The organism is Pseudoalteromonas sp. PPB1, assembly GCF_015356275.1.
In the GTDB taxonomy this organism is placed as follows: Bacteria; Pseudomonadota; Gammaproteobacteria; order Enterobacterales; family Alteromonadaceae; genus Pseudoalteromonas; species Pseudoalteromonas rubra_D.
This window is the reverse complement of sequence record NZ_JACEQV010000010.1, coordinates 123656-139834: the sequence shown is the minus strand read 5'-3', so window position 1 is coordinate 139834 and position 16179 is coordinate 123656. Positions and strand designations below refer to the sequence as shown.

Below are 16179 nucleotides of genomic sequence, written 5' to 3'. Positions count from 1 at the left end.
TCGGTCAATTCGCTCTGTAAAGTTTAGGCGCCTTGAGCTTCTCAGCTTTGTCTCTGACAATCGTCCAGGACGTACAGGAACCCTCATTGAAGCACGCTTTAACACGATATGCGGTCCCTTTCGGCTCTGTCACTGCCAGACTCAGTTCACCATTGGTCAGCGTCTCCACAGGCTTCCAGGTTGCTGATGCCACATCACATCTGAGGCCACAGAGTGCGCTTTCAATCACAACCTGTTTTACGCCCGTTAACTTCGACCACCTCAGGTGCGTGCCAGTATGTTCAACAGTAAAGCGCTGATTAATTACTTCTACCCTGTGCTCGGTCTCCCAGCGTTCGCTACACACATTCACACCCGCAACCAGACCACATGCCTGCGCGAAGAAGCGGTAAATGCCTGGCTGCGCAAAACGATACCTGTAAGTGCCCGGTTGATTTCGCTCACGACTACTCAGCGCAATCATCTCACGTGCATTTGGAGGTAAAACAAACAAGGTTGTGATAAAGCTCTGACTCGGCTCACTGACAAAGTGCCAGTCGATGCTTTCAGCTTTATCCAGGAATGTAAGCGTCTCAGATGATACCTTAAGCGCGGGCGTGTCTGCGGGTATTTCAGGTGTTGTATAAACCCCTGTCGGTGATGACCAGTCAGAGCAGACCGCATTACCCATTGCTCCAATACAAGAACGAATTTTATAAGCGCGCATGCCCCCATCCAGGTTGTGCCAGGTGAGTTGATTATTACCCGCCTCATTACCACCTGGCGCAGTATAGCGCCCGGGTACCGTCCAGTCATTGCTGTTGTACTTAATGGAAATGTCGTAATAACTGGTGCCCGGCACAGGACCCCACTCGAGCGTGGTCGTGCTACCCTCTCCACTCACTTTGTGGATCCAGACTGGAATAGTCACGGTGTTTGACTCAGCTGACCATTCTGTACAGTTGGTCAGATTATCATCGCAACCACGTACCCGGTAACGCCTGTTGCCTGACTCCAGACTCGACCAGGATATGTGATTGTCAGTGCTGACATAGCGCCCCGGCAAAGTCCATGCGTTATCATTGTATTTAATTTGCACATCAAACTGGGCCGATGGTGCACTGTGCCAGTTTACTTCGATTTCATTCTTGCGAAGCAAAGAGGCAACCGGCGTGGTAACCAAAGTTCTGGATGGCAAAGACCAGTCAGAAAACTCCGAACACCCGGCATCATTGCACGCTTTAACCTGATACTGGGAATACGCGTTTTCATCATCTGCAGACTCAAACTGGTTACTCGTAACCCGGTGCTCAGTGACTGATACTTCAGTGCTGTAGCTTGCTTTACTGACGATATAGTAAGACGCACCACCTACCTCAGCCCAGTTCACCGTGACTTGACTGCCGTTACTTTGCGCAACCGGCTTGTTGGGCACTGCAGGCTTTGCAGCACGGATCACAACCGTGCCCTGATTCGATTGCAGACCTTGCTCGTCTGTTACCCAAAACGCAAAAGTGTCACCATAAAATGAGGTGCCCGGAACGTAACGGAACACACCATGCGGTTTGCCCGGTACTCTGACCAACTGGCCATAATTGGTTTGATTGTTTGCACTGCCTGTCGCGGTCACAAACTGATAGCTAAACCTGTCTAACAAACCTGGGGTTTTATTCGCCTCAGGGTCAACCATCAGCTGGGTTCTGAAATCAATCTCGCCGTCTGGTAAGCCGTTAATACTGATATCCAGATCGGATACCTGCGGAGCTTCGTTGACGGCTTGCAGCGGCACCGCCACTCTGTGTTTGTTAGATGTGGTCGTGCCGTCGGTGACTTGCACCATCACATTCAGTATCGGTTCTTCATACAAGGGATCTATGGTGATCTGGCCCGTTGCCTGATCAACCGAATAAAAGCCCGGCATATCGAGCACTTCCAGGGTCAGTTCGCTGTTGCGGCTATGTGACCCTTTGTAACGAATATATAGGTCATGCACAGACAGGCTAAATGGGGTGTCCTCTCTCACCGTCGCAATATCAAGGTGACGGATAATCACAGGTGCCCCTTTGTCATTTTTAATATCAATGGCAATGTCACCACGACCGGATGGTGCACCTTGTTCATCATAAACAAAGAAAAACACGTAATCGCGACCGACAAAGTTAGCAGGCGGTGTGTATTCATATAAATCACTGCGAGCGCCGGGCACCTGAACAAAACGACCACCGGCGTTAGTCCAGCCGCCATGGTCTTCTCTGCGGGCATTTTTAGAGAAAATAAATGTGTATTGCTCAAGTCTTGGGTCATCTCTGCCCAGCGGCCAATAATTAAAGTCCGGGTCGTGCATCATGCCGCGCATATACAAGGCAAACTTCTCGTCTTTAACCGACTCCCAGATTATTTGTCCAGCTTCGGGATGGTCATTGACTTCATTCACCACGATTTTAAGTTGGTACTCTTGTGAGCGGTGCTTACCATCAAATAGCGCAACGGGAACACTTAGCTCCCCGTTAAAGTGCTGTGCCGGTGTGAGTGTAAATCCATCTAACGTATAGTGCTGCCCACCAGCTACTTCAAAAGTTATATCTGTTGCAAGTGAATCGGCATCAAGATAGTTAATCTGATTGATATCAAGCACAAAGCTGGTGTCTTCGTCCATTGTCAGCGGCTTTTGCCCGGTGATCACCGGTGCCGTTTTGTTTTCTTTTAATACAGTCACCAGAACTTTAGCGCTGGCTGAGGCGTTAGCGGCATCCTGAATGGTGTAGTTGATCACGTCGCTACCATCATATTCCGTATAGGGCCGATATTCGATAGCTCCGTTTTTGACCTGCACAGTGCCATACTGTGCGGTTACCTGAGTAATAGTTAACACATTGCCATCAATGTCACTGTCATTCTCTAATACATTAATAACGGCTTGAGTATTGGCTATCAGGGTCACTGCATCGTCGTTGGCCACGGGCGCATCATTCACCGAGTTTACCGTGATTTTTGCCAGGCCCCTCACCGGATTCGAGCGACCATCGTAAAGCAGGTAGGTAATTTCATCCAGCCCGGAAAAGTTGGCCGGTGGCTCATACTTTACCTGACCGTCTGGCATCAGGGTCACCTGGCCATACTTTGCTGAGACAGACACTATCCTGAGCGGGTCTTGATCCGGGTCAAGATCATTACTGAGTAAATCCAGCACCGAGCCCTGATCTTCATCGAGTGTAATATGGTCTTCGGTGATCACAGGAAGTGTATTGGCCTGCGCATTATCTCGCAGATTTTTGAGCATAAATTGCATATGTGTGGGAAAGTCCAGTCCCGCGGACAACACAGGCGTTGCCAACAGACACATACTAATAATGAATATGCTGAGCGCTATTCTGATCACGTTCATCCCTAATAAGCCTTATATTCTTGTTATTTAATCCAGCAAGGCGTTTTGCCGCATAAAGGGTGTTCTGTTTTTATTAGCTTTACAGCGCGGGTCTCCTGATAAGCCAGATACCTATCTTCCAGGTAACACTGACCTTCACCGCCAAGACGGTAAACGGCCTTATGACCATGATCTGCCATGCGATTCCCTTTGATACTGGAGTCAGCAAATGTAAAGTAAGCCCCCTCACTTTCAATAAAGGTCAAGAACGGGTATCCATAATTAGATTGGTAAGGGTCACCTTTACATTCAGCATCCAGAAAAGTGAATGATGATAAGCCAGGTGCGATTGAGGGCGTATAATTGTGAACCTTAAGCGTTCCATCCACTGGTACATAAGTAAAAGTATTCCCTTCAATCGTCACCACTTTACCTATTTTAGTGACTTTGTCTCCCTTGTATATCCAGGTATCGCTGGCTGAATTCGTGTTCAGTTTATTCGAGCTTAAGTTCAGGCCCTGCACCTGCTCCACATCGGCGACCGATTCGCATCGCTGCGCCGATAGCACCGAAACCAGCTTATCTTTCGACACTGCCGTTACTAATAAGCTGTAAAGGGCCTGTCCTTGCAGCGAGCTCAGGCTAACCGCCCATTTATTCTGGTTCTCTGCCGTCACGCAACCAGGCACTGTGTGTGTTTTGGGCGCCTCCAGAGTGAATATCGCCACATCGCCGCTTACATTGAGCTGAGAGATCTGAGAAGCCGCCATAGCCGTGCTGCTAAGCAGGCAAAATGACGCAGTTACAACTAGTTTTTTCATTGTTATTCCGAGTGCTGATTAATTAGTTTATCGTTTTAATAGATGCTTATTTAATAATGCAGCCTTTGATACCGCAAAGAGGGTGTTCCATTGGAACTAACCTCAGCATACTGCTAGTCCACTGCTTGGCCTGACTCCCGATGGCCGTGCACTCTGCAGTATTATCATTGAGCTTATATACCTCAGCATCTCCATGTATCTTGATGTAATCCTGGTCAGTAGGGTTGACTGGTGTGTGATAATAAAGATCAAGTTTATTACTGTAAAAGGGCTGATCCGGTGCAACATTCCTGTTGATATACGCTTCTCCCTGGCACTGTGAATTTGCATAATAAATATCCGGCACACGATAAAACGTCACAGTTTCAAGGCGAGTTGCTCCACCAACCGGTGCAAACGAATAGGTATCCTGGCTGTAAATGTGATTTCCATAAGCACTTGTTGACATAATTTTACCCAGCACGGTCCTGCCATCGCCTTTATAGAGTAAAATGCCGCTGTCTGCTGCACCGACCGTTTTGGTTATCAGCGAAATAGCCTCGGCCTGTTCAATATCCGCAACCGACTCACAACGATTAGCCGGGGTGACATTCACCAGGTGTTCTTTCGATACCGCTGTAACGAGCAGGCTGTACATCGCCTGACCTTGCAGGGAGTTTAAGTTTATCGCCCATTTTTGTAGGTTATCGTTACTCACACAGGCAGGAATGGCGTGTGATTTCGACTGCTCCAGCGCAAAAGTGACGACATCACCCGACACATCGAGTTGCTTAATCGCAGAGCCCGCCATAGCCGAAGTGCTAAGCAGATAAAGTAAGGCTGTTATAGCCGATTTTTTCATTATTATTCCGAATATTAGAATGTTGTTTCGTTGTTGTTATTGTTGCGCTACTCAGCCACTACCGAATGACACAGGCATGCATGCCACACAGTGGATGTTCAGCATCCAAAAGCTTGGTATAACGCGCGTCATACTGATTGGCCGTATTTTGAGTTTTCTGGCACCTTTTGCCTTCCTCTGCATATGAAACATACTGATAGACAGGGACGTTGCCATTTTTACTCAATAGGTTTTCGGATTTAGAGTCTGATTTGGTATAGAACCGATTTTTAGGCAGGAGCAGATAAGGGCTCGAGCTGGGCGTATGATAGATATAGCCCTGCCCACTGCATTGTTCATCAACATAGTACACAAGATTCAGTGTTGATGGCCCATAATGCTGTACCCAAGTGGTACCTTCTGATGGCACATATTGTATGCCGTTTGACGTATTGGTAACCGTTCCCAGCTTAGTCACACCATCCCCTTTGTATAAAGAGACCCCAACGCCTCCCTGAGCAGGGTTAGTTTTTAGTGATAATGAACCCGCCTGTTCGATATCAGCGATCACTTCGCAACGATTAGCCGGGGTGACATTCACCAAGTGTTCTTTCGATACCGCTGTAACCAGCAGGCTGTACATCGCCTGACCTTGCAGGGAGTTTAAGTTTATCGCCCATTTTTGTAGGTTATCGGCGCTCACACAGGCAGGAATGGCGTGTGATTTAGGCTGCTCAAGCGTAAAAGTAACAGCATTACCCAAGACATCCAGTTGTTTAACCGCAGAGGCAGCGCAAACCGCCCCCGGCACTATCGCCGCCACAACAGCGAGTAATTTGAGGTTCATTGTAAAGTCCTTTTTTCCAGGAGAATGAGCTGATTGGCTTGTTCGTTTAACCGAACTTTTTATTTGGGCAGATTGTACCTTAATTGGGATTTAAGGCAATTAATGAGTGTTGTTTCCTAACTCATTGAACTAATTTGGCATTGTGTGATCAGTTACCAAAAGCAGACTCCGAAAGAAAAAGCGCATCACTTCTCCAGGCTGGTGATTGAACCCCGTCTGACTCTGATGACTTTATTTCGCTTATATTTTCGGCTGTGCAGGGCTTAGTGTTTTCAATGATGAAACTTGACTTAGATACGCCAACTTATATCAATTTGCTTAATCAAGTGCTCTATTGTAAGGCGAGAAAATAAGGTCAATAACAAGGCTAGAATCTTGCTATTTAGTCGTTCTAAATAAGAAGTTTTTAACGCCGCTCGCGTTATCTTTGCGCCTTCAAATTGAACAGGTATTAAATTGATATGATAGCTGCTTGTGCAAGCGTGGCACGGAGCAGACTGTCTGCAATAGAGCAAATTCCTGCGCATCTGAAGGTATTGATATCGTGATTAATAATACAGTCTGAACGATATTTGTAAACGGCCAGTGGCATGAAAGAACATATGGTGCGAATAAACACCAAACATAGCAAAAATTACATCTGACCGTTTACTCAAATCGCACAACTCACAGGAGCTTTTTTAAAACGTAGGCATTAACCATTTCTAGCAGTGATTGGCAGACCGTCTACGAATAACCATATTTACCCAATATAATTATTATCACTCAATAAACGGTCCACCTCGACTACAAGCTCATTACTTTGCCAGGTAGTCGCGCGTAATTAGGTAACGAAAAACTACACGCTCTCCTTGCTAGTTAAAATACGACCTGGATTAGTAGTCCTGATACACATCTATAACTTCTTGATATTTCCCAGGCAAACAAGACGGTACTTTAACAAATATTCGGCGCTTGCCGGCCTGAGCTGCTTTTAATAGATTATACTTAACCGCCCCATCCGACTTACCATAATCTACATACCAATACATGCCATTCTCGGTAGTCTTACAGCTGTCTCCAGCCAGGCGGAACAGTACTTTATAGCCATTTATAAAGAGACGATTCACCTCATAAGAGAGTGTTTGTGCATTAGGGTCGTAAAGTAAGTTGTTACTCCACTCGCTGCAAACAGTGTCGCTAAAACACGCCCTGACTCTATATAACGCAGCCATTTTTTGTGCAGAAACATCATAACGGGCTGCATTACTGGACAATGATACTGCCTGCCATGTGAGCTGTTCGGTGTCAGTACACCCCGAAGCACAAGGTGTTGTTTCTAGCTGGTAAAACCGACTGGTAGGCAATTCAGTCCAGCTAAGTACACTGCCCTGTGCATTCAGAGACAGTTTAAACACTCCGGATTGAGTTGAATCAATGATCAGAGGATCACTAAACTCTGCGACATCATTCCCACAATGTATCGTATTGCTGCTATCTGAGATACATCCGCTGACTCGATAAATATAAAGACCATGGCTGTTTTTTCTAATTACTGACTTTTGCTCTGCAATAGGCTCACTATGGACACTTTGCCAGGCTCCATCACGACTCCCTTCTTCAAGTAAATAGTGAGTGGCTCCCTCAACGCTGCTCCATTGCAGCGTAAAAGACACCTCTTGTTGCTCTGCTGCACAAATACCAAAACTAAGTAGTGAACTCAGAGCGAGCCAGTTATAGTTCGTGGCAAACGACTTGCTCATGAAGCCTCCTTAAACAATCTACTACACTTTACAGCGCAAATTACGTATTTCATTTCAGATCCATTTTTCATTATTAGTTGTCAGTAGTACATCATACGATGCAAAAGCACTTACTCATTAAGTCAGTTACCAAACTGCTTGGACTTACTGTTTGTGCACTTCTAAAACAGGCGGCGATAATTTAAACACCTGTAACGCAAGCTGCTGCCATTGTACCAAAGTCAACGCCTGCCAATACCAGCCTTGTGGCCCTTTCACCCACTTATAATATGCAATCGCACCTACGCCCACAGCTTGCTCAGCCTGATATAAGTTGCCCAGTGAATCACGGTACATAACAGGCGCAGGGTTTGGATTAAAAGCTAAACGCGTAAAGTTGCCACACTTTTCATTACGGCCACAGGCAGCAATTCGGTAAACGACTTTGTCTAGTTCAGGTACTTTTGGAGTTGCACCCAATTGTACGGTACAAGCGAGCCAACCAAACGCGACTTTCCTCAGCTGACAAGGCACTGTTTGCCAGACACCCAGGCGAGTTTGCTGCTCCATAAGATAGGAAGAAGCCCCAGAGACTATTTTCCAGCTGAGCTCAAAGTGATTTTTCTCAGTGAGCGCTTTGACTGAAAAGTCCGTCGGAGCCGGATACTCCAAGGGCCCAATCTGGGTGCACACCTTATCGGTAAAGCCACTGACACTGCCATCCTGATAGACAGCTCGGGCTTTATAACAATATTCCCGGCCAGCTTCTAAGTTGTTTCGGGTCGTGGTCATTAACTGATGCATATCACGCCGTGCAGTATCCGTCGTCACGGTCAGGATCACATTCTGTAACTCCCCCAGTAATTCATATTTTGCAACACCACTGTGTTGTGTTTCACACCAATTCACACTGAGTGGCTCACCAGACTCAATCTGCTGGGGCACTGAAATACAGGCCGGCGTTTTGTGTGGTAAATAAACCGGATTTAAAAACGCAGCGGTGGAAATATTACGCAGGTAAGCGCGCATATGGTTACCACACACGCGTTCACTGTTACACGCTGATACACGCATGGCCAAATGCCCGAGGCGGTTATAATGATGCAAATGATACGGCCCAAGTTGCTGCATTACTCGCGTTTGCTGGCCATAATAGACTGGCTGCCAGCGAATTTTGCCATCATCAGTACGCGTTTGCAGCTCAAGCAGGTAGGCACTAGCACCCGGCTTTGCTTTCCAGCTGACATTAAAGTCATAGCGAGAAACGTGATTTATCTGGAAGTTATCTACTTCATCAAATACCGTCTCGCCAACGGCAACACATTGGGTCGGGGTATAAGCCCCCGCTTCTCCTGTGGTGAACCAGGCGCGCACTTTGTAACAGTACTTTCTGCCATGAGGCAGCGCCGGGCGACGAAAAGCGTAGTAGCCATCAAGACCTTGTTCGAAATCCCCCTTGATTAGCGTACTTTGTAATTCGCCCTGCACTTCGTATTGGGCCACTTCACCACTGCGTGGCGCTGCCCATTTGATCTCAAACGCTGCCCCCGGATTTACCTCCTCAGGCACAACCAACACAGAGGGCGTCATACTTGAGTTTGAGCCCAATGAAAAACGCAGCTCAGTGCCGACCTGACTTGTCTGACCGCAAAACCCGGAATCAAGACATGCCTGAATTTCAAATCGATAGTCTCCGGCCAAATAAATTTCCTGAGTAAAGCTAGTGTCGGTGATCCCGGTATAACGGGACTGCCAGTAAGCGCCTTTACGCGACATAGTCACCGTGTAAGTGTCGGCGCCAGGCACGTCTGCCCAACTTAGTTTTACCGTGTTCTGATTAAGTGCTTGAGCTGTTGCTGACTCAGGCAGCCCTTTTACCATATGTGCTACCGGCACAGTATAAGACAGTGTCTTAGGCGCTGAACATTGAGCGTGTTTATCACACGCTGATAAACGATAATTTTGTGCGCCAGCAAGCTCAAAAGTATCCAAGGTATGGACCTGAGTTTTGTCGGTATTCTTATCATCTCCGACTAGTTGCCAGGATTTAAGGTAGGTACGTTTTGCTGTCGGTGTTGCTTGCACCATTCGCGTGCTGCGTGCAAAACGTGGCGTTGAGTCCACGGGTATCATTGCAGGCCCAGTTACTTGTGACCCAGACTCAGACTCTGATGTAACCAGAGTTAACGATTCCCGCTCAAGGCGATAGTAGTCGGCGCGCTCAACATCTGGCCAGCTCAGTTTATAGATGCCCTGCGCCTGGGCTTGCGCAACAAAGTGTTCCGGCGCTCGCATCGCTCTCATGTCAACTTCGGTACATGCTGGCGCAGAAACCCGTGCAGCTTGTGTTGCGCTGTGAGTCACCAGTCGATAGCAATAACGCCCTGCAGCCAACACGGTTTCATCGTAATGTCCTTGTGCAAAACCCACTCTATGTACCCAGTTTGCTATGTCCTTAAATTCATTTTCACTTTTGCTACGCTGCAAGGTATAACGCGTGGCATCAGCAACTTGGGTATAAGAAACACGAAAAGCGGTGTTACCCGGCACATACTGTGGCAGATAGAGAAAGCTGTTATTGTGTACATCTAATATCGTACTGAGTTCATTGCCATAGTCACGGCACAGCAGTTCGCTTTCGCACCCGGTTACTTTAAATTCCACCGCCCCCGACAACGAGGCATCAATCGCAAACTGAGTATCTGTAATGAGTTTTTCTGTCCAGGTCCCATCAGAGGTTTTGTATGCCACTTTATACATCGTCTGGCCGGCCTGAGGATGCCAGGTTAACACCCGTTCGCCATCTTCTAAGTGCTTAAGCGTCAGCAGGTAATCATCCCACTCCTGACGGGCATTTGGTGTTCGTACGGGCACTTCAGGACGGGTATCGAGCAAATCATAGCTCGATAGTGAGAGCAATGATGCATTAACCTGAATGTGGCACAGCATAGCCATCAACAATAACACGGGTGAGAATTTCATAATGTCCCTGATGCTAGATTATAAAGCCGAAAATACGGCAATTTCCTTCGTGTTGACTCAAACATTGCCGCTGAGTCATATGGTTAATGTTTTGGTTTTAATAGTGTGATGGCTGCCGGACGCGCGACCCCTGGTGCCGCTGCACAGTCCCCCGCGGGAGTAACAGCCAACTGAACATTACCGGATTGGGCTGCCAATATAGCTCGATACAAAGAGGGGCCCTTCGCAGAACTTAGTGAGAACGCCCAATGAAATGGCGCATCTGTATTAGCACAACTGACCGAGGTTAAGTCAGGTAAAGGGGCCTGAAAATACACCACATCATTTACGATTTGTACCTCGCCTAAAAATGCACGAGGCATTGAATTTATTGGCTCTGCGAACACTTTCCCAAGCCCTATCAGGCAAATAATCATAAACAAGCCGGTTTTAATAGCCATGAACATTGTTGTTATTATTTCAGTTAGTACCTATTTTCGCTTTTCGGTCTCTGAAAAGCAATGTAAAATCCCTAAAAATAAAATAGATACGGAACTTCTCACATGTTTAACTCTGCTTTTCAAGCACGTGTATTTACCTTTGCCATACTGTGTGCCAGTCCAATGTGTTATGCCAGTAGCCAAATAGACTCAATGGCGATTCAGGGTGATATCGTACAGTTAGAACTAGTCAACCCAGCGCAGTCAAGAACACCAGCGGCCTGTGTTGCAAGTGAGTACCAACAACACTGGACTTTATCGTTGAATACAGCCAGTGGTAAAGCCAGCTATGCTTTGCTGGTTAATGCCTTTGAGCAACAAAAACCAGTAACTATTCAGGGCGCTGGCGATTGCCAGGATAGCCCTGGTATTGAGCGTATTCACTCCATTCGTGTACAACAAAAATACAGTGATGATTCGGTGTTATATTTGTACAAAGGTGACGGCGTTACTAAGCTAGGCCGTATCTTAAAGTTAGAAGAAGGCGGACAATGGGAAGACCTGGCTGTTATGATCATGCCTGATGAATTTAGCCAGAATGTAAAAACCGTATACCCTCGTAGAGCATTTCATAAACAGGATTTTGTCTACTATTACCGCATACATGGCTGCACCGGACCCAAAAGAATAAATGCAGTTCAGGACAGAGTTTATTTCAATGAAAACATTAATGATGGGCGCTTTTTTACTGTCCAATTAGGCCAGAGAACGGCCAATGAATCCATCCTTAGGACTGAAACCGGACAGTGCACAAACATTCATGACAGAAACTATATTCAGTATGCATATGAATATGAAATACAACCCGCAACCACGCCGCTATGTGGTCCTGCGCCCTGTCAAATCAAGCCTTAAAGTCATGTTGATAAGTAACTGCCTCATTTAGGTAGTTACTCCGGCATTGAATATTAGACAGGCACTACACCTACCACCCTGTTTTAAGGGTGTCGCTCTGACATAACTTTATACGACCGATAGCACTATAATACTGTCTGCTGAAAAGTATCGCAGAATGAAGGTTCAGTGAAAGCAGTGTTATGGGATGCTCGATAGAATACAGCCAATAATGTCAATTTAGCTATGCCAAAAAGTCAGAGCGTGAAAAGGCAGCCTCTGTTACAAAAAGAGACTAACGATAAAGCAAAGCTCAAATATGAGATATTTAATAAGCTATATTAAATATCTCATAAGCCACTCGTTTATATTCGAAGCATATTGGTTTAAATCAATAAAACTGCAATAAAAGCAATATCTATATGGAAATAGGTTAAGACTATTTTTATAGTGCTTTTCTAATTGTGGCGTAAATATAAAACCAAGCTATAGCCCAGCACACTGCTCTCTCGCAAAGTTACATTCAGAAACAGCAAAGTTCCTCTTCTTTTTTGGAACGTTTCAAGAATATACGGCTCATTTATCGATAGTCGTCATGACAGTGCTAAATTTTACGCTACACCAAAGATAAAAGTTGCCACTTTTTGCAATTTACGACTTTAATTATGAACGATAACACAATGAAAAGTAAGCCACGGATGACGCCTCTTTCAAACTTGGTGATCCTATGAAACTCAGTAATAAACTCTACTCAGCCTTTGGTGTTCTTATAGTACTAATGGTCATGTCCAGTACGCTCGTGTGGTTTAAGGTAGCAACTGAAACAGCCCGTGCGCAGGAAGTGATAGGCGACGATCTGCCAGGTATGATCCTCTACAGCCGGTTACTGGATACCGAGCATCAGCTCAAAAGTGCAGCGCTCGAATATATGAATGGCGATACCAGTAAAAAATCCGTTTTTAATGACGTATTCGCGAAATATAAAGAAGTACACACAGAGTTGTATCGTTACGAGTCTGCTAAGCAAGCAGATCGGGAAAAAATGGCCCATATCCTCAAAAGCATTACGACCTACCATCAGCGCGTGAATCAAGATGTTTTTGGCCGCTATGACCCTGATGCATACCAACGCGTTAAAGCACGTGTTGATCGCCTGGAATCCTCCACCGGAGAGCAGTTAGAAACTCTGTTAGATAAATTGAAAGAACAAGAGTTTAATGACGCATTGCAATCAACCGATTTGCAGGAGTCGCTCAATGATGACCTCCCTGGCGTTCGGTACTATCTGGAGCTGGTTGACGAAGCAGGTGATATGATAGCGGCGGTCATTTCTCATACGACTGGTAATACAAATGCAGAAGCAGACTTTAACGACGATGCAGCCAGCTTTGAAGAATACCTAAACCTCCTAATCCCACTGGAACAAAAACCTAACGAGCTGCAGGACATCGCTACCATCAAGCGTTTATATAAAGCCATCCGGGATGAAGCAACAACGGTGTTCAGTAGTTATGATCCCACTGCATTTAAGCAGGCCACCGCAACACTCAGCGAATTGGACAAAAAGCACATTCAGGATATCGCAAAAATCCTCGATGTGTCTGCACGAGAGGAAATCGACGATGCAACCGGGGCATTGGAGCTGTTAGTTGAAGGCCTCACATCAACGTCGATTGTCATCATTGTGATCACACTGATCGCCGCTATCTTGGGCATGGTCATTGCCTATCTGATCAGTAATTCAATTGTCTCCAGATTGAACCAGGTACTGGGCGTGGCAGAGCGGATCAGTGCCGGTGATATCTCCGACAGAGACATTGACCACAAAGGGCAGGACGAAATTGACGGGCTCGCTGAAGCCACCAATAAAATGGCCCGCTCTTTGAACGAACTGCTTCACTCTATTGCACAAGTCGTCGATGATGTTCGTACCTCCAGTCAGGATATTGCTGAGGCCAACGATCAAATCGCGTCTCGCAGCCGCTCTTCGGCAGATCAGTCAACTCAGGTTGCTACCGCCATTGAAGAGATGAGCGCCACCGTCTCTGAAGTTGCATCGCAAAGTCAGGTTGCTGCAAGCCACGCAGATCAGGCTCGTACTTTAGCATCTGGTGGTGGAGATACCGTCGGACAAACCGTCAGCAAGATAAAAACCGCCTCACAAAACGTACAGAAAACCGCTGAAAATGTGACTCATCTGGGTGAACTGAGTAGTCAAATTGGTAATGTAATTGGTGTCATTGGCAGCATTGCAGAGCAGACTAACTTGCTTGCATTAAACGCAGCCATTGAGGCAGCCCGTGCAGGTGAGCAGGGGCGCGGCTTTGCGGTAGTCGCCGACGAAGTCAGAACACTCGCAGAGCGGACCTCAAAAGCAACAGAAGAAGTCGTATCAACCGTACAGTCTATTCAGTCTCAGACAGAGCATGCTGTCAGTTCAATGCAAAACAGTGTGTCTCAGGTTGATCAAAGTGTGTCTATGGCCGAGGCTGCAGGAACCCAGCTGGATGATATTGTGCAGGGTGCATCAGAAATTGCCGCTATGATCCAGGCTATTGCCACAGCTACTGAGGAGCAGTCTGTGGTTGCCAGCGAAATGGCCAAAGACATTTCAAATATCGAGCAATCCAGCCAAAGTTCTTTGCAAGATACCCAGGTTGCCGCCCTGTCCGCACAGGAGCTCAATAAACAAGCAGAGCAACTGGCTCAGTTAGTGCGTAAGTTCAGGCTGAGAAGTTAGCACTGTTCATGCAATATGAAGCTTATCATGACAGGTGTACACTTTGTGCACCTGTCATTTTCTATATTTGCTGATTTCTCAAGTCCAGACTCAATAAATGCATGTTTTTAAAATAAAACAGTGCACTTTCCTGCTCTTTTCATTAGTATCCTTAATGGGTAATAACCCAGCTCTTATCGGATATTTTCATCTAATTATAAGGATAATTATGAACTACAAAGTTTCTTTGATCGGTCTTGTGCTGATCTCCTCCTCCGCGGCTGCACTGGACGCAGACACGATTTCAATTACTGACCCACGTTTTGGTGCCATTGCCAACGATAACCGTGATGACGCTGCACAAATTCAGGCAGCAATAGATTACGCAGTACAGAATAATAAAAGCATCTACATCCCTGCTGGTACTTTTAATGTTTCCAGCACACTGGACGTAACGCGTGTAAAGGGCTCGCACAACTCACGAGTTAAGTTGTATGGTGAGAAACGTAATCTCTCTCGACTGACTACCAATGCCAATATCAGCCTGCTGAAAGTAGCACACAATGTAGAAGTACATGATCTGGCTCTGGTGCAGACGGCAAGCTTTAAGCAAGGCACTGCAATTGATATCCCTTTTGCATCTTATCGTTCAAATTTTTCTAAACTGGATATTTCCGGGTTTGATAATGGTATTTACGGTAAATGGGTGATCTGGAGCCGCTTTGAAGACCTGTTTATTGCCAACGTCAATTACGGCATTCATTTACATGGCAATGGTAGTGATCCGGCGTACTGGAATATTGAACCAAACGGCTGGTTTAACAATGTCAACGTATTCGACAACGTGTATGTTGAAGGCTCACACACGGGTATCAAACTTGCCGCTATGGGCAGTAATATCACAAACTCTACCGTTCAGAACTCCCAGATTGGTGTCGAGATCTATGGCCCAGCTGAGCACAAAACCTGGAACAACCAGATCGATAATTTTTATGCTGAAGGCGTGAAAACCGTATTCAAGGTCAAAAATTCAAGAACATTGGATATTAACGGCGTGTTTGCTCAAGGGGGCCCAAGCAATGCGCGAGCATATGCCGTCATTGATGCTGATAACGGCGGTGTGATCACAGTCAACGGCATGACTGGCCAAGACTGGTGGAGTCATAATGTAGTGCTAAAAAACACCAAAGTGAAAGGCCATGTTCCAGCTATTGGTGGGACGGCAAGCGCAGACTCAGGTTCAACCTATTTGCCGGGTAAACTTACAGCCAGCATCAGCTTACCTGCAAATAGTAGCTGGGTTGCATTACCACCTTACATGGCGATTGCAGGCAACAGCGCTTATAAAGTGATGATCTCAGGTATTCGAGATGGTTATGAGCCGGTGCTGGAAGAGTACGCTATTTTCAATTGGAATGGCGCAAGTAAATACGCCAAAGTACATCACACCTCGGGAGTTGGCCGTATCAAATTCAAAGTCGATGGTGGCAAAATTTACGCTAAACTGGATTACAATGGCGGCGGAGGGTTGTCTAGCGGTAAGGTAACGTTAGAGCGCATCCATTAATTAACGGTATAGGCTGCCTGTGGGCAGATCCTATCAAATAACCAAA

10 protein-coding genes are annotated in these 16179 nt (G+C 46.3%); 3 read left to right on the top strand and 7 right to left on the bottom strand.

Annotated elements, in window-relative coordinates; genetic code table 11:
* Positions 1 to 4: 4 nt before the first annotated feature.
* The 7 genes from IY568_RS12125 to IY568_RS12095 form a co-directional block, all read right to left on the bottom strand.
* A complete protein-coding gene (locus IY568_RS12125) occupies positions 5 to 3358 on the bottom strand; it encodes a cadherin-like domain-containing protein (protein ID WP_194867677.1) in 3354 nt (1117 codons plus the stop codon).
* Positions 3359 to 3387: 29 nt separating this feature from the next.
* The gene (locus IY568_RS12120; RefSeq protein ID WP_194867676.1) at positions 3388 to 4164 is read right to left on the bottom strand and encodes a hypothetical protein; all 777 of its coding nucleotides are present in this window, start codon (positions 4162 to 4164) and stop codon (positions 3388 to 3390) included.
* 46 nt (positions 4165 to 4210) lie between these two features.
* On the bottom strand, positions 4211 to 5005 hold the full coding sequence (locus IY568_RS12115; RefSeq protein WP_194867675.1) for a hypothetical protein: 795 nt from the start codon (positions 5003 to 5005) through the stop codon (positions 4211 to 4213).
* A 58-nt stretch (positions 5006 to 5063) separates the two neighbouring features.
* Positions 5064 to 5831: a hypothetical protein gene (locus IY568_RS12110; protein WP_194867674.1), complete on the bottom strand. Its 768-nt coding sequence runs from the start codon at positions 5829 to 5831 to the stop codon at positions 5064 to 5066.
* Between the two features lie 875 nt (positions 5832 to 6706).
* A complete protein-coding gene (locus IY568_RS12105; protein ID WP_194867673.1) occupies positions 6707 to 7573 on the bottom strand; it encodes a hypothetical protein in 867 nt (288 codons plus the stop codon).
* A gap of 144 nt (positions 7574 to 7717) precedes the next feature.
* Positions 7718 to 10534 (bottom strand): hypothetical protein, encoded by a 2817-nt coding sequence (locus IY568_RS12100; RefSeq protein ID WP_194867672.1) that lies wholly within the window; start codon positions 10532 to 10534, stop codon positions 7718 to 7720.
* Positions 10535 to 10617: 83 nt separating this feature from the next.
* Positions 10618 to 10974, bottom strand: a complete 357-nt coding sequence (locus IY568_RS12095) for a hypothetical protein (protein WP_194867671.1) — start codon at positions 10972 to 10974, stop codon at positions 10618 to 10620.
* 102 nt (positions 10975 to 11076) lie between these two features.
* On the opposite strand from IY568_RS12095, the gene IY568_RS12090 reads away from it, so the two are divergent.
* The 3 genes from IY568_RS12090 (at position 11077) to IY568_RS12080 (ending at position 16133) form a co-directional block, all read left to right on the top strand.
* Positions 11077 to 11868, top strand: coding sequence for a hypothetical protein (locus IY568_RS12090; protein WP_194867670.1), 792 nt, complete (start codon positions 11077 to 11079; stop codon positions 11866 to 11868).
* Positions 11869 to 12574: 706 nt separating this feature from the next.
* Complete coding sequence (locus tag IY568_RS12085; RefSeq protein ID WP_194867669.1) at positions 12575 to 14587, top strand: methyl-accepting chemotaxis protein; 2013 nt, start codon at positions 12575 to 12577, stop codon at positions 14585 to 14587.
* Positions 14588 to 14795: 208 nt separating this feature from the next.
* Positions 14796 to 16133, top strand: a complete 1338-nt coding sequence (locus IY568_RS12080; protein WP_194867668.1) for a glycosyl hydrolase family 28-related protein — start codon at positions 14796 to 14798, stop codon at positions 16131 to 16133.
* Positions 16134 to 16179: the final 46 nt, after the last annotated feature.

Excerpts from the sequence above, each read along its gene's own strand:
- IY568_RS12120 (WP_194867676.1), bottom strand. The coding sequence starts at position 4,164 with ATGAAAAAACTAGTTGTAACTGCGTCATTTTGCCTGCTTAGCAGCACG.
- IY568_RS12115 (WP_194867675.1), bottom strand. The coding sequence starts at position 5,005 with ATGAAAAAATCGGCTATAACAGCCTTACTTTATCTGCTTAGCACTTCG.
- IY568_RS12110 (WP_194867674.1), bottom strand. The coding sequence starts at position 5,831 with ATGAACCTCAAATTACTCGCTGTTGTGGCGGCGATAGTGCCGGGGGCG.
- IY568_RS12105 (WP_194867673.1), bottom strand. The coding sequence starts at position 7,573 with ATGAGCAAGTCGTTTGCCACGAACTATAACTGGCTCGCTCTGAGTTCA.
- IY568_RS12100 (WP_194867672.1), bottom strand. The coding sequence starts at position 10,534 with ATGAAATTCTCACCCGTGTTATTGTTGATGGCTATGCTGTGCCACATT.
- IY568_RS12095 (WP_194867671.1), bottom strand. The coding sequence starts at position 10,974 with ATGGCTATTAAAACCGGCTTGTTTATGATTATTTGCCTGATAGGGCTT.
- IY568_RS12090 (WP_194867670.1), top strand. The coding sequence starts at position 11,077 with ATGTTTAACTCTGCTTTTCAAGCACGTGTATTTACCTTTGCCATACTG.
- IY568_RS12085 (WP_194867669.1), top strand. The coding sequence starts at position 12,575 with ATGAAACTCAGTAATAAACTCTACTCAGCCTTTGGTGTTCTTATAGTA.
- IY568_RS12080 (WP_194867668.1), top strand. The coding sequence starts at position 14,796 with ATGAACTACAAAGTTTCTTTGATCGGTCTTGTGCTGATCTCCTCCTCC.